This window comes from Methanoregula sp., assembly GCF_049686655.1.
GTDB lineage: Archaea > Halobacteriota > Methanomicrobia > Methanomicrobiales > Methanospirillaceae > Methanoregula.
Map to the genome: position 1 here is coordinate 1 of NZ_JBAVIG010000035.1, position 24,325 is coordinate 24,325.

Annotated in this window: 23 protein-coding genes; 11 read left to right on the top strand and 12 right to left on the bottom strand. The window is 55.3% G+C overall.

What is annotated here, in order from left to right; all coding sequences use genetic code 11:
* The 4 genes from WBL42_RS04215 to WBL42_RS04230 all read left to right on the top strand — a co-directional run.
* Positions 1-525: glycosyltransferase (locus tag WBL42_RS04215; protein ID WP_424720015.1), on the top strand; the 525-nt coding region annotated here is incomplete at its 5' end.
* Positions 522-1,511, top strand: coding sequence for an SDR family NAD(P)-dependent oxidoreductase (locus tag WBL42_RS04220; RefSeq protein ID WP_424720016.1), 990 nt, complete (start codon positions 522-524; stop codon positions 1,509-1,511). The genes WBL42_RS04215 and WBL42_RS04220, both read left to right, overlap by 4 nt.
* Before the next feature lie 9 nt (positions 1,512-1,520).
* The gene (locus WBL42_RS04225) at positions 1,521-2,225 is read left to right on the top strand and encodes a sugar phosphate nucleotidyltransferase (protein WP_424720017.1); all 705 of its coding nucleotides are present in this window, start codon (positions 1,521-1,523) and stop codon (positions 2,223-2,225) included.
* On the top strand, positions 2,222-3,163 hold the full coding sequence (locus WBL42_RS04230; RefSeq protein WP_424720018.1) for an NAD-dependent epimerase/dehydratase family protein: 942 nt from the start codon (positions 2,222-2,224) through the stop codon (positions 3,161-3,163). Before WBL42_RS04225 ends, WBL42_RS04230 begins: the two co-directional genes overlap by 4 nt.
* Positions 3,164-3,196: 33 nt before the next feature.
* On the opposite strand, the gene WBL42_RS04235 is transcribed toward WBL42_RS04230, so the two are convergent.
* The 4 genes from WBL42_RS04235 to WBL42_RS04250 are packed head-to-tail and all read right to left on the bottom strand — an operon-like array spanning position 3,197 to position 7,656.
* Entirely contained in the window at positions 3,197-4,285 is a 1,089-nt protein-coding gene (locus WBL42_RS04235) for a DNA topoisomerase IV subunit A (protein ID WP_424720019.1), read from the bottom strand.
* Positions 4,278-6,080 carry a DNA topoisomerase VI subunit B gene (locus WBL42_RS04240; protein ID WP_424720020.1) on the bottom strand — a complete coding sequence of 601 codons (1,803 nt, stop codon included), beginning with the start codon at positions 6,078-6,080 and terminating at the stop codon, positions 4,278-4,280. Before WBL42_RS04240 ends, WBL42_RS04235 begins: the two co-directional genes overlap by 8 nt.
* The gene (gene hisS, locus WBL42_RS04245) at positions 6,067-7,299 is read right to left on the bottom strand and encodes a histidine--tRNA ligase (RefSeq protein WP_424720021.1); all 1,233 of its coding nucleotides are present in this window, start codon (positions 7,297-7,299) and stop codon (positions 6,067-6,069) included. Before hisS ends, WBL42_RS04240 begins: the two co-directional genes overlap by 14 nt.
* A gap of 36 nt (positions 7,300-7,335) precedes the next feature.
* Positions 7,336-7,656 carry an ABC transporter permease gene (locus WBL42_RS04250; RefSeq protein WP_424720022.1) on the bottom strand — a complete coding sequence of 107 codons (321 nt, stop codon included), beginning with the start codon at positions 7,654-7,656 and terminating at the stop codon, positions 7,336-7,338.
* Between the two features lie 50 nt (positions 7,657-7,706).
* Here WBL42_RS04250 and larB point away from each other — a divergent pair, with 50 nt between their 5' ends.
* Genes larB through WBL42_RS04265 form a run of 3 tightly spaced genes read left to right on the top strand, consistent with a single transcriptional unit; the run spans position 7,707 to position 10,329 of the window.
* Positions 7,707-8,483: a nickel pincer cofactor biosynthesis protein LarB gene (gene larB, locus WBL42_RS04255; protein WP_424720023.1), complete on the top strand. Its 777-nt coding sequence runs from the start codon at positions 7,707-7,709 to the stop codon at positions 8,481-8,483.
* The gene (locus WBL42_RS04260) at positions 8,480-8,986 is read left to right on the top strand and encodes a nicotinamide-nucleotide adenylyltransferase (protein WP_424720024.1); all 507 of its coding nucleotides are present in this window, start codon (positions 8,480-8,482) and stop codon (positions 8,984-8,986) included. Before larB ends, WBL42_RS04260 begins: the two co-directional genes overlap by 4 nt.
* A 56-nt stretch (positions 8,987-9,042) precedes the next feature.
* On the top strand, positions 9,043-10,329 hold the full coding sequence (locus WBL42_RS04265; RefSeq protein ID WP_424720025.1) for a hypothetical protein: 1,287 nt from the start codon (positions 9,043-9,045) through the stop codon (positions 10,327-10,329).
* A gap of 199 nt (positions 10,330-10,528) precedes the next feature.
* Here WBL42_RS04265 and WBL42_RS04270 read toward each other — a convergent pair whose 3' ends face one another.
* Both WBL42_RS04270 and WBL42_RS04275 read right to left on the bottom strand, forming a co-directional pair.
* On the bottom strand, positions 10,529-10,723 hold the full coding sequence (locus tag WBL42_RS04270; protein WP_424720026.1) for an antitoxin VapB family protein: 195 nt from the start codon (positions 10,721-10,723) through the stop codon (positions 10,529-10,531).
* A 161-nt stretch (positions 10,724-10,884) separates the two neighbouring features.
* On the bottom strand, positions 10,885-11,646 hold the full coding sequence (locus tag WBL42_RS04275; RefSeq protein ID WP_424720027.1) for a metallophosphoesterase: 762 nt from the start codon (positions 11,644-11,646) through the stop codon (positions 10,885-10,887).
* Between the two features lie 211 nt (positions 11,647-11,857).
* Between WBL42_RS04275 and WBL42_RS04280 the strand changes: the two genes are divergently transcribed.
* The gene (locus WBL42_RS04280) at positions 11,858-12,334 is read left to right on the top strand and encodes a hypothetical protein (RefSeq protein WP_424720028.1); all 477 of its coding nucleotides are present in this window, start codon (positions 11,858-11,860) and stop codon (positions 12,332-12,334) included.
* Positions 12,335-12,563: 229 nt separating this feature from the next.
* Here the strand turns inward: WBL42_RS04280 and WBL42_RS04285 are convergent, their stop codons facing one another.
* The 3 genes from WBL42_RS04285 to WBL42_RS04295 all read right to left on the bottom strand — a co-directional run bounded on the left by WBL42_RS04285 (position 12,564) and on the right by WBL42_RS04295 (position 16,415).
* Positions 12,564-14,189, bottom strand: coding sequence for a GAF domain-containing protein (locus WBL42_RS04285; RefSeq protein WP_424720029.1), 1,626 nt, complete (start codon positions 14,187-14,189; stop codon positions 12,564-12,566).
* Between the two features lie 550 nt (positions 14,190-14,739).
* A complete protein-coding gene (locus tag WBL42_RS04290; protein WP_424720030.1) occupies positions 14,740-15,060 on the bottom strand; it encodes a hypothetical protein in 321 nt (106 codons plus the stop codon).
* Between the two features lie 185 nt (positions 15,061-15,245).
* Complete coding sequence (locus tag WBL42_RS04295) at positions 15,246-16,415, bottom strand: redox-regulated ATPase YchF (RefSeq protein ID WP_424720031.1); 1,170 nt, start codon at positions 16,413-16,415, stop codon at positions 15,246-15,248.
* Between the two features lie 106 nt (positions 16,416-16,521).
* Between WBL42_RS04295 and WBL42_RS04300 the strand changes: the two genes are divergently transcribed.
* Together WBL42_RS04300 and WBL42_RS04305 are read left to right on the top strand one after the other, a co-directional pair.
* Positions 16,522-17,112, top strand: a complete 591-nt coding sequence (locus tag WBL42_RS04300; RefSeq protein ID WP_424720032.1) for a pyruvate kinase alpha/beta domain-containing protein — start codon at positions 16,522-16,524, stop codon at positions 17,110-17,112.
* A gap of 2 nt (positions 17,113-17,114) precedes the next feature.
* Complete coding sequence (locus tag WBL42_RS04305; RefSeq protein ID WP_424720033.1) at positions 17,115-17,954, top strand: hypothetical protein; 840 nt, start codon at positions 17,115-17,117, stop codon at positions 17,952-17,954.
* Between the two features lie 325 nt (positions 17,955-18,279).
* Here the strand turns inward: WBL42_RS04305 and WBL42_RS04310 are convergent, their stop codons facing one another.
* Positions 18,280-19,482: a TIGR00297 family protein gene (locus WBL42_RS04310; RefSeq protein WP_424720034.1), complete on the bottom strand. Its 1,203-nt coding sequence runs from the start codon at positions 19,480-19,482 to the stop codon at positions 18,280-18,282.
* A 142-nt stretch (positions 19,483-19,624) separates the two neighbouring features.
* Between WBL42_RS04310 and WBL42_RS04315 the strand changes: the two genes are divergently transcribed.
* Positions 19,625-22,219, top strand: coding sequence for a valine--tRNA ligase (locus WBL42_RS04315; protein WP_424720035.1), 2,595 nt, complete (start codon positions 19,625-19,627; stop codon positions 22,217-22,219).
* An 807-nt stretch (positions 22,220-23,026) separates the two neighbouring features.
* Here the strand turns inward: WBL42_RS04315 and tmk are convergent.
* Both tmk and WBL42_RS04325 read right to left on the bottom strand, forming a co-directional pair.
* Complete coding sequence (gene tmk, locus WBL42_RS04320) at positions 23,027-23,650, bottom strand: dTMP kinase (protein WP_424720060.1); 624 nt, start codon at positions 23,648-23,650, stop codon at positions 23,027-23,029.
* Positions 23,644-24,315 (bottom strand): HisA/HisF-related TIM barrel protein, encoded by a 672-nt coding sequence (locus WBL42_RS04325; RefSeq protein ID WP_424720036.1) that lies wholly within the window; start codon positions 24,313-24,315, stop codon positions 23,644-23,646. Before WBL42_RS04325 ends, tmk begins: the two co-directional genes overlap by 7 nt.
* Positions 24,316-24,325: the final 10 nt, after the last annotated feature.

The window sequence follows — 24,325 nt, forward strand, 5'->3', positions numbered from 1 at the left end:
TATGATAATGAAACACTGATCCGGGGATTTGCAAAGGCCTGCGACAGCGATCCCCGGCTACACCTGACACTGAAGGGGGACGGCCCCGATGAGCAATACATCAGGGAGCTGGTCACCGATATGCAGTTAACTGACAGGATCAGCTTTCGGAAAAAAACCGGTTATGCGGAAGTCCCTCTTGATTACCGGAATGCGGATATTTTTATCACAACCTCAACATCCGACGGCACACCGGTATCCGTGCTTGAGGCAATGGCAAGCGGCCTTCCCTGTATTGCAACATCGGTCGGGGGCATTCCGGAATGGGTGGAAAACAATGTCACAGGACTCCTGATCGAACCGGGCTCTCCGGATCAGGTTGCGACTGCCATCCTCATACTAAGCCGTGATCAGGGGCTGCGGAAACGTCTGGGAGCCACGGCACGGGAGGTCGTGGTAAACAACGGGCAATGGAAAATACTCATGGGACGGGCAGAGAAAGATTATCAGGAACTCATAAAAACATATAGACAGGACTCACCATGAAATGGCAGGACAGGCAGGTACTGGTGACCGGGGCCGGGGGTTTTATCGGCAGTCACCTGGTTGACGAGCTTCTGCAACGGGGAGCAGATGTCACCGCATTTGTGCATTACAACGCCCGGAACGACTGGGGCATGCTGGAAGACCGCTACACGGATGCAACACCACACCTGAAGGTCATTGCCGGCGATGTCACAGATTCATTATTCGTAAAGAAGGCCGTGGCCGACAAAGAATACATCTTCCACCTGGCTGCACTCATCGGTATCCCCTATTCTTACGTTGCTCCGGAATCCTATGTCAACACAAACATCAAAGGAACGCTCAATGTAATGCAGGCCTGCATTGATGAGGGCGTTACCCGTGTAGTCCACACATCAACCAGCGAAGTATACGGGACTGCGCAGTATACGCCCATCGATGAGAAGCACCCGCTCCAGGGCCAGTCCCCGTATTCCGCCAGCAAGATTGGTGGCGACAAGATCGCCGAATCCTTTTACTGCTCGTTTGGCCTGCCGGTGACGACCATCCGTCCGTTCAATACCTTTGGCCCCCGACAGTCCACCCGGGCTGTGATCCCCACGATCATCACGCAGGCACTCACGTCCAATAAGGTGAAACTCGGCTCGCTGACGCCGGTCCGGGATCTCACCTATGTTGCGGACACGGTTTCCGGTTTCATCAAATTCGCGGAGAGTAAGAAGACTATTGGCAAAACAGTCAATACCGGGACCGGCCGCGGCGTAACCATCGGGGAACTTGCAGAGACAATCATCCGGAAAGTCAACCCCAAGGCAAAGATCGTCTGCGAGCAGAAACGTGTCCGGCCGGAAAAGAGCGAGGTTATGCAGTTGTTGTCAGATAACAGATTAGCCAACGAGCTGGCAGGATGGCAGCCTGCATACACACTTGAAGACGGCCTTGGCCTCACGATCGGATGGATGAAGGAACACATTGCTTCGTACAAAACCGGAGTATATACCGTATAGGAGTGACTTATGCAGGCGATCATTCTTGCGGGCGGGAAAGGCCGGCGGCTCATGCCGTACACTACGGTTCTTCCCAAGCCCCTTATGCCCATCGGGGATTATCCCATCCTCGAAGTGATCCTCCGCCAGCTCAAACACTGCGGGTTTGGGAAGGTGACAATAAGCACAGGGTACCTGCACGAACTCATCCACGCGTACCTGGACAGCAACAAGACGCTGGGGCTTGACATCACCTATGCGCACGAAGATACCCCGCTCGGTACCATTGGCCCGCTCCGGCTGATCGAAAATCTCGACGACACGTTCCTTGTCATGAACGGGGATATCCTGACGGACATAAAGTATCGTGATCTCATCGCGAGCCACCATAAGAACAATGCGATCGCTACCGTAGCTACCTACCGGCGGGATGTGAATATCGATTTCGGTGTACTTGAAAAGGACGAGGCATGCAGGATAACAGCGTTCACGGAGAAACCCACATTTCACTTCGATGTCAGCATGGGAGTCTACGTATTCTCGAAAAAAGTGCTGGACTATGTCCCGGAAGGAGAGCCGTTCGGGTTTGACCAGCTGATGTACGCCCTCACGGCGAAGAATGAAGCGGTGTACAGTTACCCGCACACCGGTTACTGGCTGGATATCGGGAGACCGGATGACTATGCCCGCTCCATCGAGGAGTTTGAGCGGTATAAGGATCGTTTTCTCCCATGAGGCTGTTGGTTACCGGGGCATCCGGTTTTACCGGTACGGCCCTGATCCGGTTCCTGTCTCCGTATGAGGATATCCAGATCACGGGTATTACCCGGGACAAGGTAACCCGGCCTTCAGGAGGGCCAGGTGGCGTAACATGGGTTACGGCGGATCTTCTCGACCGAGATCATCTCTGCAGGTTGGTAGCCTCGCTGCAGCCGGATGCAGTTATCCACCTTGCGGGTATGAACCACGGATCGCCCGCGGAATTATTTATGGCAAATATCTGCGGCACACAAAACCTGCTGGAAGCAGTATCCGGAATAAAACGCGATTGCCGGGTTCTTGTCACCAGTTCATCAGCCGTGTACGGTTATCAGGGATCATCCCCCATAAACGAGGAAAATCCGTTCCAGCCATTGAATGAATATGGGGCAGCAAAAACAGCCCAGGAAATCCTTGCCGTAATGCATTACCGGGCCTTGGGAATCAGCGTGACAATTGCACGCCCATTCAATCTCGCGGGTCCCGGCCAGGCTCATGCATTTTTATGTGGGAAACTTGTCAGTCAGGTCGTGGAGTTCGGGCAGGGGAAGAGAAAAGCCCTTGATCTCTTTGAAACGCAGTCATCCCGTGATTTTGTTGATGTCCGGGATGCAGTAAAGGCATACTGGGCGCTTGTAACTCATCCACGTTTCATGGAGGATTGTGCCGGTAACGCATTCAATATCGGGTCGGGAAGATCGTACGCGATCTCTGAAGTGATCGCAACGCTTGAGAAGATCACCGGCAGGAAGTATCCTGTCAGTCTCCCGGCTGACCCACAGCGGGTCGCCCTCTTATCACAGCAGAGCGATATTTCCCGGATCCACCGGGTTACCGGCTGGAAACCGGAGATTTCCCTTGAAGAGACATTACGCGATATGCTCGCAGCGGAACAGGCACGGATCGCTGCGTAAAAAAATACGTAAAAACAATTGAAACGGGGAATTTCAGATGATCCCCATCTCGCTTAACCGCGCTGGCAGGTACTTCTTGGTGACGAAGTCCAGTCCGCGTGCAGCAAATGCCTGCTGTTCCGACTTAAGGTTCATCCCGATCTGCAGGTTAATCTGTTTTCGCCAGTAATCCGTTGCAAACCGGGGATCGGTCAGCTCGGCCTTCAGCGCCTCCACATCCTTCTCGGTCAGCTTGTCCGAAGGCAGGTTGTAGTCCCGGATGTCGCTCGGCTGCAGTCCGAGGAACTGGGCCTTCGGCGTTGCGAGCAGTTCGGACATGTGGGCGCTTTTGATCGCCCCGTATGCCACAGAGGCATAGATCCGGTACGACCACGGGTCGCCATCGGTAAAGACCATCACGGGGAGATCCCACGTGGAACTGATCTTGTTGAGCATCCGCCGGGTCGAGCGGGCCGGCTGGCCCTTGAGGTGGACGAGGATCGCGTTGTGCTCCTCGTCAAACCCGTTCTCGATCAGCCGGTCGTACATACCTCCCGTCTCTATGGCAATCACGAACTTTGCATCATGGTCCACGAATTCAATATTCTCCACATTGTTCGGGATCGTGTACCCGGCCTGCCCCACATCGTCCTGGCAATGGATTGTCTTCATTCCGCGCCGGGTCTCCTCGCGGATCCGCATAGGTCCATAAATAGAGGCGCCGTTCTCTTCGGGGTGGAGGTGAAAGCCTTCGCGGGGGACATCCGAGAGGATCTCGAGGTCCTCGATTAAGAAATTGCTCTCATCCTGAGCCCCGAACTTTGCGCGCTTCCAGCCCTCGGAGATGTAATACATCTCTCTTAATGTCGAGGACCGGTTTTCTTTGAGTTGCTGCTTGATGAACCCGATCACATAGGCCATCTTCAGGAGGTGTGTTGCGCTCTTGGCCGAGGCCGCGGTCCGCATACTCTCCTTGTCCCCGTACTTCCAGACCTCACTCGCGTCGTCGAACTCGATGTTGTATTTTGTACGGGTGGGCAGGGAGATGGACGGGATCTCTCCTGCTCTCATCTGGTCGTACCAAGCCGTGGCGATCCGGAGCAGGGCCGCCAGCGATTTCTTCTCCAGTTCTTCTTTAGACATCGAGGTCCACCACCATCTTCTTCGCGTCGTCTATACCCCGTACTTCGAGGATCCCCCCGCCGTTCCCGGAGTAGGAGATGCGCGAGGTCTCCTTTGGGGGTACGATAAGCTTCCAGACTTTTGTGAACTGGCCCTCCATGTCGCTCACGAAATCCGCTTTCGGGTGTGCATCGGCTGCATCGTCGGCAGAGATATCGTAGACCGAGATCTCACCCTCATAGCCGCTGTAGTTGGAGAGCTCGATCATGACTTTCCCGTCACGGGTCCACCGCTTGACAATCAGTTTCCGCATGAGCTTGCCTTCGATCGGTGATGTATCGACCAGCGGCTTCTCAACGATCTCGCTCACCTTCTCCGCGATCTCGGGGATGATTGCACAGACCGCCCGGGCCCGATCCTCGGCCAGCTTGTTCTTGTCCCTTCGGGAGACGAAGAGCTTGAGGTCGCGGCCGAGGTCCTGCAGCGCGAGCACGATCTCCTTCTCGATCTCCGGGATGCTCGCGATCGCATCCTTGCTCTCGCTCGTGAACGGGACGTTCGTCGATGCCACGTGGACGAGAATCAGGACGGGGCCGGTCGGCAGGCCCTGCTGGGAGATGTTGTAGGACTTCCAGTTCACCCGTGAGATGCACTCCGTGATCGCACAGGCGCCCTGCTGGTACATGAGCGGGACGCGGTTGGCAAACCGGAGGATGATCGCGTTCCCTTCCGCGGGAAGTTTCCCGCCGTACCCGATCGCGGCCTCGACCATGAACGAGTGACCGGAGAAGACCGAGCTCGGGCGGGTGCGGGCTGCAACAAAGTCCATCTGGAACTCCTTGTCGAGCCCGCGCCGGATCAGTTCCTCTCCGATGGGTGAGAGACACTGGGATGACGGGGGTGCAGGAACGGCAACCGCCTGCATGGCCGCGAGAAGGGACTTGAGTTGTTCGGTATTGAGCCCGTTTACCTTGAGCATGGCTTTCAGGCCGGCCTGGTCGCACATGTCCTGGGCGGACCTCTTGCCTACCCGGCTGAACCCGTTTACCAGGAAATCGAGAAGTTTCTCATCACGGGTCACGGCCATCCGCTTGAGCTGGCCGAATTCGATCCCGTGCGGGTGCGGCTGGATGGCAACCGGACATGCTATCACTTCCTGGCTGACGCGCTCGAACGTGAACGCCTCGTCATCCAGTTCCACGCGGAAACGGGCATGGGGGTTGACGATAGATGTGTACCTGAGGTATTCGATCAGCTTCTTCTTTGCCGCCATCGTGCTTTTGAACTCGATCTGGACCCGGGTGCCGTGAATCCGGTCCCACTCGAACGGGCCATTGGCAATGATATCCGGCTCGTTCGTCTCGATCTTTATCTGGACCTCGAACCGGTGCGCAGATTCCTTATGCCCGGTGCGGGAGATGACAACCGTGGGGAGACCGCTCGTGAGCTGGGCATAGAGGACGGCTGCCGAGATGCCGATACCCTGCTGGCCGCGGGTCTGCCGTATCTGGTGGAACCGCGAGCCGTAGAGAAGTTTGCCAAAAACGAAAGGCACCTGAGCCGGAACGATACCTGGACCATTGTCCTCCACGATGATCCGGAATATGTCGGGGCCGGTCTTTTTGATGCTGATAAAAATATCCGGGAGCACCTGCGCTTCCTCGCAAGCATCCAGCGCATTGTCCACTGCTTCCTTGATAGTTGTAATGACACCGCGTGTCGGGGAGTCGAAGCCGAGCAGGTGTTTGTTCTTCTCGAAGAATTCTGCCACACTGATGCTGCGCTGCTGTTTTGCCAGTTCGTCAGCAAGAACCACGGGCCTCTACCTCGGCAATGGCTTCCCTGAGGCCGAGCGTCTTCTGTTCGCCGGTCTTTAAGTTCTTCAGGGTGATCTCCCCGGACTCTGCCTCTCGCTGCCCGATGACAACGGCAAAATCAGCGGATTTCGCGGCATGTTGGAGCTGGGCACCAAGTCCACGTTCCATCAGATCCATCTCGGTGCGGATGCCGGCATCGCGGAAAGCACGGCCCACTTCAACAGCCCGTTTCCGGCCTTCACTTGTACAGACCAGACCAATCACGGTATCCTTCCTGGCTTGCGTATCGCCAAGGGAGACCATCACCCGGTCGAAACCGATCGCAAACCCGCAGGAGGCCACATCATCTCCACCAAAGAGATGGGCAAGCCGGTACGCTCCGCCGCCAAGGATCTGGTTCTCTGCACCGAGGTTCTGTGCAAAGGCCTCGAACACGATCCCGGTATAATAATCGAGCCCGCGGGCAATGCCGAAGTTCAGAGAGTATTTTATTCCGGCTGCATCGAGGGATCCGATCGTCTGTTCGACCCGCTCCTTCTCCGGAATAGTCCCGGCGATCTCGAAGGCTTCCTCAAGGTCCCGTGTATTTACGAGCGCCGTGAGTGATGCTGCAAGCTCAGTCCTGTCCAGCGACTCGAGAGTGGCGTTGAGCCCGTCGAAGTCCTTCTTGTCAAGGTGTGCCCGCACCCTGCGCTGCATGGGCGGTTCGAGATCCCGTACCAGGTTCTTCATGAACGAGAGATGACCGACTTTCAGATCGTACGTTACACCGGTTGCATTGAGCATATCGGAGGCGAGCATGATTGTCTCTGCATCGGCCGCGGCGGTATCGGCGCCAATCAGTTCGACCCCGAACTGCCAGAACTGGCGGTACCGCCCTTTCTGCGGCCGTTCGTACCGGAAGCAGTCCGCGTAATAGCACCAACGGAGGGGTTTTGGGGCCACCTTCGACTCGTTGATATACATCCGGATCACTGCTGCAGTGATCTCGGGCCGGAGGGCCATCTTCCTGCCACCCTTGTCCTCGAAGACATACATCTCCTCGATGATCCCTTCGCCTGACCGCATGGTGAAGAGTTCCAGGTCCTCGAACTCCGGCGTGCAGACCTCGCGGTACCCGTAGCGACGCGCCACTTCCCGCAGGCGCCCCTCAACAGCCCGTCGGGCTTCCATCTCATCCGGTAAAAAGTCCCTTGTCCCTCGCGGTTTCTGCAGCATGATAAAAAATCCCTATCCTGATTTGTTCGCAAAACATTATCTCTTGTTCGCCCGTTTTCGCGACACGCTGCCAAGGAAGCGCTCAAGCGTCCCTTCGCCATTCCAGATCTTTTCTTTCTCCCGGTTTACCTGCAGGTAGAGCGCGCCAAGGATCAGTCCAAGGCCTAGGATCTCGTAATCCGGCATGAACCACGCGACCTGGAAGCCAAGGGATGCGAGAGCACCATATGCTACACCCCAGTATGCAGCCTTCCGGAACCCGGGCAGGCCGGTCCGTAAAAAGATCCGGGCATCCCGTAACCAGAGGAAGATGACCGATACAGTCCCGAAGATCGCAACATAGACCAGATATGACATGGCAATGAACTAACTTATTATGCGCCGTTCCATATCTGTATTATTGAACCATGCCAACAAACCCGACGTTACAGGATCTTCTGGCCCGGTACCGTGACGGGAAGATCTCCCTTGAGGCCGCAACTGAGGCGATTGAAGGGCTCCGCCTTGAGAGGATCGGCGATTTTGCCTGCCTCGATCTCGGCCGGGATGTCCGGTGCGGCATGCCTGAAGTCATTCTTGCCGAAGGGAAAGATCCTATCCACCTGGCAGAAATTACGATCCGTCTAGCTGAAACGGCCGGCAGGTGCGTAGTTACGCGCGTTGACCCGGCGCAGGCTGCACTGATCTGCGAGCGGGCGGCTCACGCAGGCATTCCATCGGAATACCGGGAGACAGGCCGGGTACTGGTTGTCGGGAAGGCCCCGGCTCCAAAGCCCACCGGAGGAATTGTGGCGATCATCACTGCGGGCACATCGGATATCCGGGTAGCGGAAGAGGCACGCATTATCGCCGAGGAGATGGGCTGTCAGGTCAGGACTGCCTACGATGTGGGTGCGGCAGGCATCCACCGGTTGTTCCCGGCGCTCAAGCCCCTGCTCGGGGCGCACGCATTCATTGTCTGTGCCGGGCGCGAGGGCACGCTGCCTGCAGTTGTCGCGGGACTTGTCGACAAGCCGGTCATCGGCGTGCCGGTCAGTGTGGGATACGGGTACATGGGCCACGGACAAGCAGCGCTTGCCAGCATGCTCCAGTCCTGCTCGGTGGTTGCAGTCGTCAACATCGATGCCGGGTTTACAGCCGGGGCGTTCGCGGCGCGTATCGCAAACAACGGGGTATCACCATGAAACGCGGGTTCTATATCGGGAGGTTCCAGCCGTACCATAACGGGCACCAGTCGGTGCTCGAGCACATAGCAAAAGACGTGGACGAGATCATCATCGGTGTGGGGAGTGCACAGCTCTCCCACAACGTGTCCAACCCGTTCACATCCGGCGAGCGCGTGCTGATGATCACCCGGGCGCTTTCGTTGCTCGACTGCCCATTCTATGTGATCCCGATCGAGGATATCCAGCGCAACGCGCTCTGGGTGGCGCATGTGCGGTCGATGACCCCGCCATTCGATACCTGCTATTCGTCAAACCCGCTCGTAGTCCAGTTATTCAGGGAAGCAGGTGTAGAAGTCCAGTCCCCGGCGATGTACGAGCGGGAACTCCTCAGCGGGACCGAGATCAGGAGGCGCATGATCGCCGGGGAGCCCTGGAAACAGCTGGTCCCTGCCGCGGTGGTCCGGGTGCTCGACGAGATCGACGGGACTGAACGCCTGTGCCAGATTGCACGGGACGACTGAACGCCATTTGCCGAAGGTGTTTGAGAGGCAAGCAGTACATAATCCGGTGATACCCCATGCATGAATTCATAAAAAAACTCTTTGGCGGGAAAAGACCGGCAGCAACGACAATTACCCTCGATTCTGTCCCTGCCTGGATAACCGAACACGAGAATACAACACAGGCAGTCCTTTGTTCGGAAACGGAGGAGCCGATCCGCATAATCAGGAATGCCGCAGCCCAGCTCCAGCTGATCGTCAACACCCTGGCCGGCGCCGGGCACGACCCCCTGCTCCACCCGAAACTCAAGAGCATCGCGAAGAATTCCCTCCCCCTCTTTGTAAAAGCCATGAATGCCTCACTGGTAAAGGAACTGCCCGAAGATCCCGAAGAGTTCTATGCCGCGGCGGTCGAATGCGTGAAAGTCTGCATCAATAGTGCGCGGGGCCAGGGCCGGTATCTCCAGGCGGTCTTCCCGGAAGAGATGAAGTGCGTCAAGCAGGGTATCGATGCGATGGGCCGGGAGATCAACAGCATCACGGGATCCATTGTGCAGTACAAAAAAGAGATGCAGGAACTGGGGACCATACGAACGTTGCATGAAACGGTAACGGACCTGAAAACAGATTTTCTGAAATCTGCCGACAAGGACCGGCGCATCTCGGAACGGATCTCCGGGATCACAAAACGGCTCGAAACAATTGAGAACGAGGAACTGGCGCTGGAAGGCGATGAACGTCAGGCAGGCATTGCCGCAAAGAGAGAACAGCTCGCCCGCATTGCACAGGCGCTTGATGAGGTAGGCCGGTCGTACTCCGCCCACTCCATGACTGCATCGCATGTATTCCGGAAAGCGGAGAAGATTGCAACCCGTCAGCACCATCCGGCGGAGATCGTTACGATAAATCACGCAATGGATCTCCTCTCAAGCCATGATGTTCCGGATGCCGACCAGCTCGGCGAGATCCTCGCGGCCGCCTGCCCGATCGCGGAGAAGATGATCGCATCCGGGGATATCATTCTGAAAAACAAGGAGGAACGGGCAGTTTTTTCGGATATTCTCCTGTTCTGTACCACGATCCGCGGGAGCTGCCGGGAACTGGTCGCCCGGGAAGAGGAGTACCGGAAGGCAGAAGAGGCGCTCGCTACAGACCCGCTGCTTATGAAAACCGGCTCTCTCGGGCGTGAAAAAACGCAGCTGAAATCCATGCTGGAAAAAGAACAAAGTGCCAAGCGGGAACTCGGGGAATGGCGAGTAAAGACCCGGAAGAGGATTCCCGTGCTAACAGAGGAACTGCGTAAAAAAATTGAGGGTATGGAAGAGAACGTGCAAATTCAGATTGATGACCGGCTGCCGTTGTGAGGGTGAGATGCCGGCAGGGCGGGTAACTGCTCAGGTTTCATTCTCGAATTCTTCCAGATCCGAGGTCATCTCATCGACATGCTCGATGAGCCAGTTGAGCTTTTCCTGATTCAGATCTTCGGTCAACATCAGTTTCATGGATGTGATTCTCCGGTTCCGGCGGGTGTGCCGGAATGATCATGGGAGATTTTTTACTCGTTCACCGGGATTGCATCTCGATGAAATCCTCCAGCTCTCTCTGGCCCGCCGGATGCTCATCCGACCAGCCATAACAGTCCTGGATCAGTTTTGCTATGACGTTTGAGAACGTCATATTCCCCCGTTTGAGCGAGAGAAGCGCCTCATACACGTCAGGGTCAATCCGGATCGACCGCCCCTCTCCTGCACGAGGCATAATTACCACTTTGTGGTCACGATATATAAATATTTCTGATAAAAAGAAAAAATACGCGTCTGACTTTAAATAAAGTTGACCCGGGAGACCCGAATTGACGAGATCTGATGAAGTGATATCTCAAAATACTCCTTACAAAAGTGATTCCCCTGAAATGTCTTTCAGGATGCCGGAATTATTCGGATGAACGAGAAACTGGAGAAATCAGTGTAAGCAAATTCCGGCACATCTCCATGGCAGCCCCCGATCCTCAGCAACGTCGGACAGTCCAGGGGAATCCGGGCCACTTCAAGATGAACAACCTGTTCATTATGTTTGAGGTCAACCGGGGTGAAGTCGAGCTGCTGTTCCACGATACCATCCATCGTTTTCCTGCAGCAGATATGCTGGTGCTGGTGGCCGCAACACATATGAGTCAGGCCACGCCGGGCGAGCGTTTCGAATGCCATCGATGCCGTATAATGATAACCGGTGAAAAAATCCCCGCTCTGGTGGGAGAGTCGTTGCCAGCACTTCAGCCGGAGAGTCTGTGTGCCGAGATCCATGGGGCCGCCATGTACGAAAAGCATTCCCTTATCCGCCCACTCCATGGGCATCGCATCGAATATCGACAGGAGCGGGGAGTCACGGAGCTGTTCGTGCCGGTACGTGCTCGCCGCATCACTCCCGCTGACAATGATCCCGTGAAGAAAGGCGTGATCATGGTTGCCAAGTACGGAGACGAGGCGGAATTCCCGTGACAGGGTGTGGATTCTTTCGAGAGTCTCCTGAGGACGGTTTCCCCGGTGAAGGAGGTCCCCGAGGTTTACAAGTATATCAACAGGCCCGAAGTCCTTTTTAAAGGCGGGTAAACGAATGCAGGTCGCAAGTGCTCCAATTGCAGCTGCATCGGCGTGTACATCAGAAAAAACTACTGCACCCATACCGGTGGGGGTATATTAGTGCTTCATTCTCATATAAACCATTGATACCCGGAGTTCTACATATCCGGTAAGGCACGTTAAGATACGTTCATGAGATCGGGACCATAAACCTACTATAAGGATAAGATTTGGAGTCCCACCGGATAATGATAATATCGTCAGGGATCTCCTATAACCACAGACGATACACCGACCCACGGGAGATTTATATATGATGGAACAGTTTCTCGACACCTATATCGAGCGCATGAGATTATCCTATCCCGGATTCCCGCCATCAACGGCCCATGAGATTGCTTCTGCGTTCCTTGCATTCAAATTCGGTATCTATGCAAACGCAGTCCGGGAATGTACCCATGCACTATCCCTCATCCCGGACAGCGCTCCTGATGCGGCATTGAAAAAAGCACTTTCCATTGTCCGGGCAAATGCGCAGGATCGCGATAATTCACAGGTCACCGCTGATCTCGCCGTTGCATTTTCTCCGGAAGAGCGGAAGTTTACGGCCATAAACCTGACTCAGGACAAGATCGAGGATCCCGGTACCTATGAACTCGACAATGCCATTATCCTCGTCTATGTAGTGGCCCTGATCACTTCAGCAGACGATGAAGAGGCACTGGAGGAACACCGTAGGCTGATTGTCCGGCTGCTGACGGATTATAAAAAAGCGCTGGGACTTGAGTGAGAACGATCTCCACGCTGATTTTTTTTTGGAAAATGCCCATCAACCTTGTTTGAAAATTTTTTGGCGTACGTGATCGCGTCTGGAAAATTATTCCGGATCAACCCTGGTTAAAATTTTTAAATAAACCTTACCTGAAAAATTTTGAGCGCGATCATGATCGCATTTGAAAATGTGATCCGGATCGGCACCATACCACAGATGCAGGATGTCAGGTCCCGGGTTTCAGGGATCAAAGTATTGTCGGGTCCCGGGAACTTCCAGTATCCGTGCATATCCGGAAGCTCCCACCTGGCACGACAATTTCAAACCGTGCGCCCTTCCCCGGTTCCCCGGTCTCCCGGATTGTGATGCCGGTAATCGAAAGAATCTCGCGGGCAAGGAATAAACCCTGACCGGTATTTTTCCCAAACCCACGTTCGAAAATCTTCTCCTTCTCGGCATCTGGAATTCCATTGCCGTTGTCCTCGCAGATAATGATCAGTCCCTCATCTGACTGCCGCAATGAAAACGTGATGGCCGTCAACTTTCCGCCATATCTCAGCGCATTGTCGACAAGATTATAGAATACTTTTTCAAGCATGGAATCCGCAAAAATTTCTGGATCCTTATCTGGTATCACGGACAGTTTTATCGATCCCAAACTGGTGGTCTTTGTCACGTTGGAAATTACATTGTTCACATTCTGCCATTGGGGTGAATGGACACCAATATCCTGGTAATCCCTCGTGAATGTAATCTGCTGCTGGATCCGACGGGTTGTGTCTTTAATTTCCCGGATAAGTTGGGACAGCTCCCTGTCAGAGATGAGAGCTATAGCCATATCCTCAAGACCAAGAAGTCCTGTGACCGTGTTGAGGATATCATGCCGGATGATGCTGTTTAACAGGTTCAGTTTTCTGTTGGCAACCTGGATCGCTTTACTCATCCGTTTGAGTTCTGTGAGAGAGGAATCGCGTTCCATCATTTCCAGTGCAAACGAGATGTCATCGGTGAGCTCCTGGAGGAGTTGGAGTTCCCGTTCATTGAAAAAATTGGACTCGCCCGAATAAAACCGCATGGCACCTACAACCGTACTGCCGTTCCTCAACGGGAATCCCGCGGACGAGCAGTACCCGCGTTTTGCTGCTTCGTCATAGTAGGCGGCCATCCGGGGATCTGACGGGATATCGTTGCTGACAGTCGGATGCCCTTCGCGGATCGCGATACCCGTCAGTCCCATCCCCTGCGGGACATTGTCCACAGTAATAGAGAGCCTGCTCAGGTAACCTGCTTCGTACCCGCAGGCAGCGACCGGCCTCACCTTGTGGGTAGCCGGGTCCACCATGCCGATCCAGGCCATCAGGAATTTTCCCTCTTCGACTGCGATCCTGCAGGCTTCGTCAAGGAGTTCCTGCCGGTCGTGGATGCGGATCATCGCCCGGTTGGTCCGGGATACGACAGAGTACAGCCGGTTGAGGATCGTAACCTCCGCATAGGCCCGGCGATGTTCCACCGCCGCCTTGATTTTGTGTATGAGCTCGGCAAACTGCGGTTTGGCGGCTCCACCCTTCTGTACATAAAAGTCTGCACCGAATTCGAACGCCAAAATAGCGATCTCTTCCCTCCCCTTGCCGGTAAACATGATAAACGGGATATCATTGTCAGTTGCCCGTACCTGTTTTAAAAACGCGATGCCATCCATCTCAGGCATCTGGTAATCGGATACAATGGCATGGATCCCATTGGACTTTAACAGCTCAAGCGCACCTGAAACTGATGAAGCGGTTATAACGGTAAATTCGTTTGTCCGCTCAAGGAACAATTTGCAAAGATCAAGGAACGCTGGATCGTCATCTACATAGAGAACTGATATCATAATAACCGACTACAGAGAATTTTTTTTTTGGTGATTACTAAACAGAAGCCACCAGGGAATACTCAATAGATAATTTCACTATAGATTCATAAAGGTCATTATGCCGGCTATAGCAGACAGGGTTAACCCGCCGGCTTATCAGGTGTTACGGAAACCTGATCCAAAGGATGTGTATGCGTGAAATCATCTCCACGACACGGAGGGGCAAGGGAGGTGTTTTTTATTAGTGTATAGCACTGATCCGCCGCGTTGCGCCCCTCCGGGGGCGGGGTTCATTGCAATTTCCACCACAAAATGCATCTTTGGTTTTTACTGCTCTGTAGAAAACCTCATAATCGCTGACGCTCTTTTGGGCTTTGCTCCCGCCGCTATGGTATCCCCCAGTTGCGATGATGATGTACCATTTGACTAAGGTCATCGCACTGCGCCCCGTCCCCCGTGGGAGACTGGTGGCGCAAGAGGGGGCATCGTCTCTTTGAAAAAAATGATTTCTACAGACCGGTTTTTAACAATAAACACTGTGTTTTAAAAAAAGTGTCAGCCAGTCCGGCTACAGACTGTCCATGCTGATCCCGCTGAAATCCTGGGCAACTTCCCGGATATCCTTGACACCAAATGCAGTCTGCACCTGCATGAGTTCGAGCTGGTTTGCCGCATCGCACATGTAGTCCAGGATATCGACCGAGAGTTCTTTCTGGATCTTGCTCTTGCGCAACTGGTCCACCAGTGCCGCCATCTTTTCAGGAGGCTCCATGCGGAGTTTTGCAAGGCTCATGACACACATGTAGATCCTTGTCAGGTTACGGTCAGTACCGGTGATACAGTCAAAGAAGTTCCTGATCACCTGTGCCTGATAAATTTCTCCAGCCATTCCTTTCCACCTCCTGTTCTTTCTTCGGTAATTCCACTTTACCGCTTACCATCTTATAAACTTTGCGGGAAAAATCCCTTTTTTACGGGAAAAAAACAAAAAATTGCCGCTCTTTTTTGAAAGTGCGGCTGCATTGTCTGACAATCGAATGACAATTGTCATACAGCCGCCGCAGGGCCCCGCACCTACTTCGCGGCACTCACGATTTTGATGACATCCCCGTTCTTCAGTATGTGGGTCTCCTTGATCCGCATCTTGGTCCGGGCATCGATGGCATACAGGAACCCCTTGCCAATATCCGTGTGGACCTGGTATGCAAGATCGTGGGGCGTGGATCCCTTCTTCATCAGGAAGGCATCGGGCAGCACATCGCCCTGTTTGTTGCAGTAATGGTTCTCATCCTCGACCGGGTAGACAACGATCATGTCGAGCAGCTCGAAGACCGCCTTGTTGATCGCCTGCTGGACACCGGTCCCTTTGCACTGCTTCATCACGTCAGCAATCTTTGCAAGGCCGGCCTTCTGGGCCGGTGAGAGCGTGCCCTCATTTGCAATTTTGAACATCTCGTCGCCCGGCAGGTACTGGATCACGTGGGCAGCCGCGGCATTGCGCAGGGCCAGCTCCGATGCTGCGCTTGCAAAGAAGACCCCCTCATCGGCAAGTCTCGTCCGGAGGGCTTCCGGGGTCTCATCGAACTTGTTCCCCACGATGAGCATCGGTTTTGAGATCTTCACGATCTCCGCGCAGAGCGGCACGAGATCTTCCATGGTGGCATGGACGAGATCGAGCTTGAGGCCGAGCGAGATGTCCCGGATATCTTCCATCGAGATACCAAGGCCCGTGAAGGTCTCGGCAATACCCTGCTCGATGGCCGCGCCTTTTCCCTGGGACTGGCGGCTGATCCGGGTCCAGTGCTTGTCCAGGATGCCGTAGACCCACATGGTCATCTCAAAACCGAGGAACTTCACATCCTCCGCGGGATCATGGTTGCCGACACCGACCGGGTTCCCCTCGCTGTCCGTGCCTCCGCTCGCATCGATCACGTGCAGGATCGCATCGGCCTGCCGGAGGTTGTCGAGGAACTGGTTGCCGAGGCCCTTTCCCTTGTGGGCATCCGGCACGAGTCCCGCCACATCGATCAGGTTCACGGCTACAAACCGGCTGCCGTCAACACAGTGGGTGCATTTGACATTCAGTTCCGTGCAGGCGCACTTCGTACGCACATATGCCACGCCAAAGTTCGGGTTGATGGTCGTAAACGGGTAATTGGCAATCTCGGCATTCGCCATGGTGGCAGCCTTGAAAAACGTGGATTTTCCGCAGTTTGGTTTTCCTGCAAGGGCAAGCGTGAGCATGATCTGTTCCTCATCGGATAGGTATTACGTGTAGGTAAAATGATAGCCGGAGATACCGGCATGAATCTGACAAAGTTTTTCCATTACGGCTTATTAAAAGGTACTTATGACATTTGTTGAACGAAAATGCTACTATTTTGATGCGCCCGGGGCAGGAAACACTGCCGACGCGGCGCGCTTTTCCCGTGAGCGGGCAGAAGAGCTCGGGGTAAAGACGGTAATTGTCGCAAGTTCCTCCGGCAAGACCGCGCAGGTGTTTTATGAAACCCTCAAGGGATCGGGCATCAGGCTTGTCGTTGTCACGCATGTTATGGGATTTACAAAACCCGGAGAATGGGAATTTTCAAAAGAGACGGCTGCGGACCTGCGGAAGCAGGGAGTGACCATCATCACCGGCACCCATGCGCTCTCGGGGCTTGAGAGGGCGATCTCCCGCTCGCCGCGGATCGGAGGAGGTTCCCGGACGGAAGCCATTGCCGAAGCACTCCGGAGAATTGTTGCAGTCGGTCTTAAAGTCGCCGTCGAATGCGTCCTGATTGCTGCCGACCAGGGAGCGATTGGCGTAGAGGATGAGGTTATTGCAGTCGGGGGAACTGCCACCGGCGCGGATACCGTATGCGTGATAAGGCCGGCCCACACTGCCAGCTTCTTCGATCTCCAGGTGCGGGAGATCGTAGCAATGCCGAGGGCCCGGTAACAATGGCAATCGCTGAACTCAAAACTGCATTCGGGCTCCTTTCCCGGATGCCGGTTCTCTGGATCCCGGGGGTTGTCTGCGGATTATGTGCCGCTGCGCTCTGGCTGGTCTTTAATTTCAGCGGGACCTTTTTTGCCGGCAGGCTGGTGATTGTATCCGGCCTTATTATGCTCCTCTTTATCACCGGCATGTTCTGGAGTGCCAAAAATGAGAGCGGGAATATCCGGACCCTGGTTGAAGGCGGCATCAGGTATTACTTCAGGGTCCTTCTCCCCATCCTTGTCATTATCTTTACCGTAATGCTCGTCTTTATCCTTATCTTCATCACCCTGACGCTTGCAGGAGTTACCCCGGACCCGGTTCTCATGGCGGCGGTTTCCCTGGTGATCATGATCCCATCCATTATCCTTTCCTTCTTCTGCGATACTGCGGCCGTGTTTGAAGATCGCGGCGTATTCGATGCCATCCGGCGCAGTATCGAACTGGTCGGGACCCGCCTGCAGGAAGTGATCGCGTTCCTGGCGATATGCGCGGTAATTACAGCCGGGGTCCTGTTCAGCCTGATGATTCTCTGGGAGGCGGTACTCTACGACAGGCTCGAACCTCTCACTCACTATACCGAAGCGCAGATCCAGGCGTTCACACCAGATCAGCTTGTCGCCATTATCGGTCCGGACGGCACGTGGATCACCGCTCTCGTGCTGTTTATCGCCTGCCTGATCCTCGTGCCTGTGCTCTTTACATTTAAGGCATGCTTTTTCAAATCCCTGGCGCAGAAAGAGGTCCCCGTCCAGCAGGCAACCGGGGAATTCGACAGCAAGGGCCGCTGGTATAAATACTGAAATACGAACAGGGAAAAAGCTGACAACCAGCATGAAATAATGTAGTAAAAAACTGCTCTGTAGAAAACCTCATAATCGCTGACGCTCTTTGGGCTTTGCCCCCGCCGTTATGGCATCCCCCGGTTGCGATGACGATGTATTACCTGCCATTTGACTCGGGTCATCACGCTGCGCCCCGTCCCCCGCGGGGGACTGGGGGCGCAAGAGGGGGGGCATCGACTCTTCGAAAAAAATGATTTCTACAGAGCAGAAAAAACGACAAAGTGCGGGGATTGTACCGGAATCCCAGGCCCGCCCGGGTGTAACCTTTTTTCTTTGTCCTGCCCTACAATTTCAGGAGGATAAATAAAGCGATCGAGAACAACCCTCCACCGATAGTGGCCAACAGGTTTGTTCCCGCATTTCCGAGGAACCCGCGGTTCTCCAGCGTGGCCCCCACAACACTGTCAATATTGGTGCCGACAAACCCGGCCAGCGTGCAGACAAGGACCATCGGGAGGGTGATCACACCGAGGAAAAACGCCGCGAGCGAGACGACAAGGCCGCCAAGCAGGGCGACCGATTCGCCAACAAGCGTCACACCGCCATTCGTGCCGATGGGGACCTTTTTCAAGGTGGTGATCATGTAGGGGATCCCCCCGGTAACGCCGATCTCGCTCGCCAGCGTATCAGCAGCAGCTGTAGCAACGCTGCCGACATACATCACAATGAAGATCGGTTGCTGGAAGACCCCGAAGAGAACGGCCGCCGCAGTAGCCACGATCCCGTTCGCAAAGACATTCCGGTATCCCCGCGCACCGCTCTGCCCCTGTTCCACGCCAATCCGCTTCTTGTACTCGAATTTATACTTCGTGGCCGCCGATCCCACGATGAAAAAGACGAGCATGATCATGAACCAGCGGGGGCCGGCAAATACCAGCAGGACAATCCCGACCAGCGCTGAAGAGAAGAGTCCCGAGAGATCCGCGGTCTTTGACCGGAAGGCAAAATAGGCAAACGTAAACCCGACAATGACGGCTGCGACAACCATCTGGAGATCGGCCTGGTAATTGAGTTCCTGGATCAGCCACATGGTCATCGCGGTACCGACACCCTCGATTACCAGGGAGTCCTCGTATTTCAGGAGGATCACCTTGAGAAGGACCGCAGCAATGATGCCGAATATCACCGTCAGGATCGCGGCCTCGTGGAGGTAGGCCATGACCAGCACACCGGCCCATGCGGTAGATATCACATAGTACAGGTACGTATTCAGGTCATCTGCACCCGTCTGGAAGACAAGTTCTCCCAGTACCAGCATCGCAAGTGTTGTGGAAAAGACAAAAAACGGCAGGAGACTGATCCCATAGAGTGCGGCAAGAACGCACATCGTGTAGGTCAGGTACTTGGTATCGAAAAAACGCCAGAGGAGAAGGGCGAAAAATATGACAACGAGGCCCATCAGCCATGCGGGTTTCATGTACGGGCCGATGAGGATCGCGCCACCGACGAATGCCGATGCAAACCCGAGGCCCCGCTGTCGCTGCATTGGACAGTCATTTGCTTTCAAGCAAAAAGAGTTTTATTATGCACCACATGTCCGGAAGTATCCGGTTTACCGATGAAATATGGTACATCCCCGGGCAGGATACGATCACTATATTTTATTTCACAACCAACTTTCTCCACAAATGGTGTCATCTGATCAACTGCCGAAAAACTATGATTTTGCCGAAGTGGAAGAGCGCTGGCGGAAAACCTGGCGCGATGAGGATCATTATTTTGACCGGAACTCAAAAAAACCGCAGTTCGTCATCGATACCCCGCCTCCTTACCCGACAGGGAATTTTCATATCGGCAATGCACTGAACTGGTGTTATATCGACTTCTTTGCGCGCTACAAGCGCATGAAAGGCTTCAACGTAATGTTCCCGCAGGGATGGGACTGCCACGGCCTTCCCACGGAAGTGAAGGTTGAAGAACTCAACCACATCACCAAGAACGATGTCTCCCGCGAGGAGTTCCGGCGGATGTGCCGCGAACTGACCGAGAAGAACATTGCAGCGATGCGCATCACCCTCCGTAAGATGGCGTTCTCAACGGACTGGTCCAACGAGTACATCACGATGACGCCGAAGTATTACAGCAAGACGCAGCTCTCGTTCCTGCGCATGCTGGCCTCCGGCTACATCTACCAGAGCGAGCACCCGGTCAACTACTGCACCCGGTGCGAGACCGCCATCGCGTTTGCTGAGGTTTCCTACGATGACCGGGAGACCCAGCTCAACTACTTCAAATTCGATGGCGTCGAAATTGCCACTACCCGCCCCGAGCTGCTGGCGGCTTGCGTGGCAGTCGCAGTCCACCCGGGTGATGAGCGGTACCACAAACTGAAAGGCAAGTCCATGAAGGTGCCGCTCTTCGGCCACGATGTCCCGGTCGTGCAGGATGAAGCTGTGGACCCGGCATTCGGTTCCGGCGCGGTCATGATCTGTACGTTCGGTGACAAGCAGGACGTCCACTGGTGGAAACAGCACAACCTCGCGTTGCGGAAGGCAATCGACCGTCAGGGAAAGATGACTGCCATTGCCGGTAAGTTCCAGGGCCTGAACACCACCGAATGCCGGACTGCGATTCTTGCCGACATGAAGGAGAAGGGGATCCTGAAACGGCAGGAAAAACTTGCCCAGCGCGTGGGCACCTGCTGGCGCTGCAAAACCCCCATCGAGATCCTTTCCGAACGGCAGTGGTTCGTGAAGATCAAGCCGGAGGAGATCCAGAAGGCGGCGCACCAGATCACCTGGTATCCCGAGCACATGCTCCGCAGGATGGAGAACTGGGTGGAGCAGATGGAATGGGACTGGTGCATCTCCCGGCAGCGGATCTTCGCGACCCCGATCCCGGTCTGGTTCTGTAAGAAGTGCGGGGAGATGGTGGTGCCGGACGAGAAGGACCTCCCTGTCGATCCCACGATCGTAAAACCGAAGCATCCCTGCAAAAAGTGCGGCGGAACGACGTTCGACGGCGAAGTGGATGTGCTCGACACCTGGATGGACTCCTCCATCTCGGTCCTGAACGTGACCGGCTGGGACGGGAACGGAATGCCACCGTTCTTCCCCGCCCAGATCCGCCCGCAGGGTCATGACATCATCCGCACCTGGGCATTCTACACGATCCTCAGGTCGGTCGCCCTCACCGGGAGCAAGCCCTGGGATGAGATCCTGGTCAACGGTATGGTGCTCGGCGAAGACGGGTTCAAGATGAGCAAGAGCCGGGGCAACATCATCGTCCCCGAGGAGATCCTGGTCAAGTACGGCGCCGATGCGCTCCGCCAGTGGGGTGCAATGGGCGCAGCGACCGGCTCGGACATTATGTTCAACTGGAACGACGTGGTCTCTGCCTCCCGGTTCCAGACCAAAATGTGGAACATCACCAAGTTCGCCCTGATCCAGCTGGAGAAGGGCGGGTTTGACAAGGATACTCCGGTCACGGCACTTGCCGACCGCTGGCTCCTCGTCCGGCTCTCGGACACGATCCAGCAGGTGAGTACGGCGATGGAGAACTACCATTTCGACGATGCGCTCAAGGCGATCCGCGAGTTCGCGTGGGACGTGCTGGCCGACAACTACATCGAGCTCGTCAAGGGCCGGCTGTACAAACAGGACGCGTCCCGCGCGAGCGCCTGCCTCGTGCTCCACACCGCGTTCGATGCCCTCTGCCGGATGCTCGCCCCGTTCACCCCCTACTTCGCAGAGGAGTGCTACTCCTACCTCAACCCGGGACACAGCGTCCACAAGCAGCCCTGGGTCTCGTTCACGTACGAGGATGAAGCGGCACGGAAGGAGGGAAACCTTCTCGTGCAGGTCGTTGCGGAAGTACGTAAGTACAAGCACGATGCCGGTCTTGCCCTCAACGCCCCGCTCGGGAAGGTCACCATCTATGCCCCGCACACGGTCAATGATGAAGGGGACACCGGCCGCACACTCAACGCCGATGTCCACTGGCGCACGGATGTAGCGAAACTCGACCGGGTCGTTACCGACATCGACTTCAACCGCAGCATTGTCGGCCCCACGTTCCGGAAGCAGGCGCAGGCCTTCATGACCGCGGTCCGTGCGCTCTCACCGGAACAGCTGGCGAACCCACCGAAGACTATTGTTCTTGAAGGTACGGAAGTTGCCCTGCCGGAGAATGTCTTCACGCCGAAGTACTCCTATATGGAGGAAGGTGCAAAGGTGGACGTGCTCACGATTGGGGATGTCATTGTGACGATCACGAAGCAGTGATTCAACCCTTTAAAATTTCTTTTTAAGATCGTATTCGTGATTATTATTTGGATACTTGCGATGTCTGCCACCACCCCCGAAGGGGCGCCCCCGCGGCGGCTCAATTACCGGGATTCACAAAACCGGTAATCTGCCCGGCCGCGACCCGACAAGGTATCGCGGCGACACCCCTGCGGGGGTAGGAGGCATCACATATTTTCAGGAAGTATCCTGAAACTCTCATCATTTCCGAGAGTTCGTATTTTTTCCTGAGGGGTTAGGGGGCTCACAAAAATATTTTGCTGAGGGGAATGGGGGGTCACGATAATTTTTTGCTGAGGGGGACATCCCCTCAGCTCATTGTTTTTTACAGGACCTGACAGGGGTCACCGACGCGGACTGAATCATATCTGTAAGGAAAAAGGTGAGGGGCTGGGGATATACCCCTCAGCCAAAATTTTTGATGTTTTAATGAGGGGGTCTGGGAAACTGATCCAATCTATATAGGATCTATCCGGTTTTCCTTAGGCTCCATTTCATATCCAGCCCAGTCCGGCTTTGATAGTCGCAACGAGGGCTCCCCGCCTCAGGGCCTCTCCGAGGCACGGCGGGGCAGATTACCGGTTTTGTACTTGTGAGAATGAGACAACACCTCGCCCGGTAAAATAATTTGTCAGGACTGCGCAAAAACCCGGTCATCTGCCCAGCCGCGACCCGACGAGGCGTCGCGCCGACCCCCATCAGGGGGTGGGTTCACTCGCAACTCCACTACGGTCACCAAAATAGAGGAATCGATCTAAACGTTATTGTCTGGAGAGAAAGTCCACTTTAGCGCTTCCCCTTCCCTTTCTTCGTCCCCGCCTTTGCCATCTCCCGTATCGCCTCCGCCACGAACAGTGCAATCTCCCCCCGGTCCTTCAGCGCATCGATAATAACAAACCGCGACGGTTCGGCCCGGGCATACTCAAGATAATTATTCTGGACCTTCTCCAGCACCTCGCGTTTCTCGAAATGCTCCCGCTCACCTGCGGGTTTGAGCCGGGTCAGTGCATCGTCAACCGGCAGCACGCAGAGGAATGTCCGGTCCGGGACGATCGTCCAGCCATTGTGCATGGCCCGCAGCCATCTCTCCGGTTCCGGAATAATTCCCTGAAGGGTCACGGACTGGTAGGCATACCGGCTGTCGCTGTACCTGTCGGAGATGACGATCTTTCCTTCCGCAAGCGCTGGCCGGACAATCTTGGCGAGATGTGCTGCATGGTCCGCGACGAAAAGGGTCGCTTCCGTCACCGGATCTGTCTGTTCGGCAATGGCCCTGCGTACCGACTCCCCGACCCACGTTGCGCCCGGTTCCCGGGTGAAAACCGGGTCGAGATCGGCGAGCAGTTCTTTGAGCGCCTCGTGGAGCGAGCTCTTGCCGCTCCCGTCAATTCCTTCCAGCGTGATTAACAACAGCGTCCCCTCCGTATCCATGCGAGCGGGACTGCCCCGTGGTGCAGTGCGGTAGCAATGATCGCACCGTCGAACCCGGCATCGCTGAGCAGCTGCAGATCCCCGATCGTTGCCACACCGCCGCCATAGAATAATTTCCGGTGATAGGCCGCCCGCATATTTTCGAGAGATTCCTTACTAAGGCCCGTCTCCGTCCCGACGGCTCCGATATTGAGGATGATGCACCCCTCGAACTTCCAGCCGTTTGCCTGGCGGAGCAGGTCCACCGGGTCCCTGTTGAATGGTATGACGCGCCCGTTTTTAATATCGATACTCAGGAGACCTCCCGTATACCGGGCGAGAGCATCCCCACCGGTCTCCGTGCCGACAATATTCCTGACGTGATAGCCGCTCAGCAGATCCTCCGGCGACCTGCAACCCCGGTCCACGTAACACGCCGAGACCTGCCGGGCACAGTCCCGGACAAGCCGGTCGTGCGAACCGGTGCCTTCGATCCGGTCGAGATCTGCGATATAGATATTTCTGGGAGCAATGGCCCTGACAAAACCGACCGGTTCTGCCGTCGGGGAACAGCCCCAGTCGAGCGGTTTGTAGGTTGTACGTTGCCCGGATTTACCGTGTACAACCAGATTGTGCCGCAAATCCATTGCAAGTATCAGTTCCATAGGCGAACGC

Excerpts from the sequence above, each read along its gene's own strand:
- hisS (WP_424720021.1), bottom strand. The coding sequence starts at position 7,299 with ATGCTGCAGAAACCGCGAGGGACAAGGGACTTTTTACCGGATGAGATG.
- WBL42_RS04220 (WP_424720016.1), top strand. The coding sequence starts at position 522 with ATGAAATGGCAGGACAGGCAGGTACTGGTGACCGGGGCCGGGGGTTTT.
- WBL42_RS04295 (WP_424720031.1), bottom strand. The coding sequence starts at position 16,415 with ATGCTCACGCTTGCCCTTGCAGGAAAACCAAACTGCGGAAAATCCACG.
- WBL42_RS04230 (WP_424720018.1), top strand. The coding sequence starts at position 2,222 with ATGAGGCTGTTGGTTACCGGGGCATCCGGTTTTACCGGTACGGCCCTG.
- WBL42_RS04325 (WP_424720036.1), bottom strand. The coding sequence starts at position 24,315 with ATGGAACTGATACTTGCAATGGATTTGCGGCACAATCTGGTTGTACAC.
- WBL42_RS04280 (WP_424720028.1), top strand. The coding sequence starts at position 11,858 with ATGATGGAACAGTTTCTCGACACCTATATCGAGCGCATGAGATTATCC.
- WBL42_RS04275 (WP_424720027.1), bottom strand. The coding sequence starts at position 11,646 with ATGGGTGCAGTAGTTTTTTCTGATGTACACGCCGATGCAGCTGCAATT.
- WBL42_RS04310 (WP_424720034.1), bottom strand. The coding sequence starts at position 19,482 with ATGCAGCGACAGCGGGGCCTCGGGTTTGCATCGGCATTCGTCGGTGGC.
- WBL42_RS04260 (WP_424720024.1), top strand. The coding sequence starts at position 8,480 with ATGAAACGCGGGTTCTATATCGGGAGGTTCCAGCCGTACCATAACGGG.
- larB (WP_424720023.1), top strand. The coding sequence starts at position 7,707 with ATGCCAACAAACCCGACGTTACAGGATCTTCTGGCCCGGTACCGTGAC.
- WBL42_RS04225 (WP_424720017.1), top strand. The coding sequence starts at position 1,521 with ATGCAGGCGATCATTCTTGCGGGCGGGAAAGGCCGGCGGCTCATGCCG.
- WBL42_RS04250 (WP_424720022.1), bottom strand. The coding sequence starts at position 7,656 with ATGTCATATCTGGTCTATGTTGCGATCTTCGGGACTGTATCGGTCATC.
- WBL42_RS04265 (WP_424720025.1), top strand. The coding sequence starts at position 9,043 with ATGCATGAATTCATAAAAAAACTCTTTGGCGGGAAAAGACCGGCAGCA.
- WBL42_RS04315 (WP_424720035.1), top strand. The coding sequence starts at position 19,625 with ATGGTGTCATCTGATCAACTGCCGAAAAACTATGATTTTGCCGAAGTG.
- WBL42_RS04285 (WP_424720029.1), bottom strand. The coding sequence starts at position 14,189 with ATGATATCAGTTCTCTATGTAGATGACGATCCAGCGTTCCTTGATCTT.
- WBL42_RS04305 (WP_424720033.1), top strand. The coding sequence starts at position 17,115 with ATGGCAATCGCTGAACTCAAAACTGCATTCGGGCTCCTTTCCCGGATG.
- WBL42_RS04290 (WP_424720030.1), bottom strand. The coding sequence starts at position 15,060 with ATGGCTGGAGAAATTTATCAGGCACAGGTGATCAGGAACTTCTTTGAC.
- WBL42_RS04235 (WP_424720019.1), bottom strand. The coding sequence starts at position 4,285 with ATGTCTAAAGAAGAACTGGAGAAGAAATCGCTGGCGGCCCTGCTCCGG.
- WBL42_RS04270 (WP_424720026.1), bottom strand. The coding sequence starts at position 10,723 with ATGCCTCGTGCAGGAGAGGGGCGGTCGATCCGGATTGACCCTGACGTG.
- WBL42_RS04300 (WP_424720032.1), top strand. The coding sequence starts at position 16,522 with ATGACATTTGTTGAACGAAAATGCTACTATTTTGATGCGCCCGGGGCA.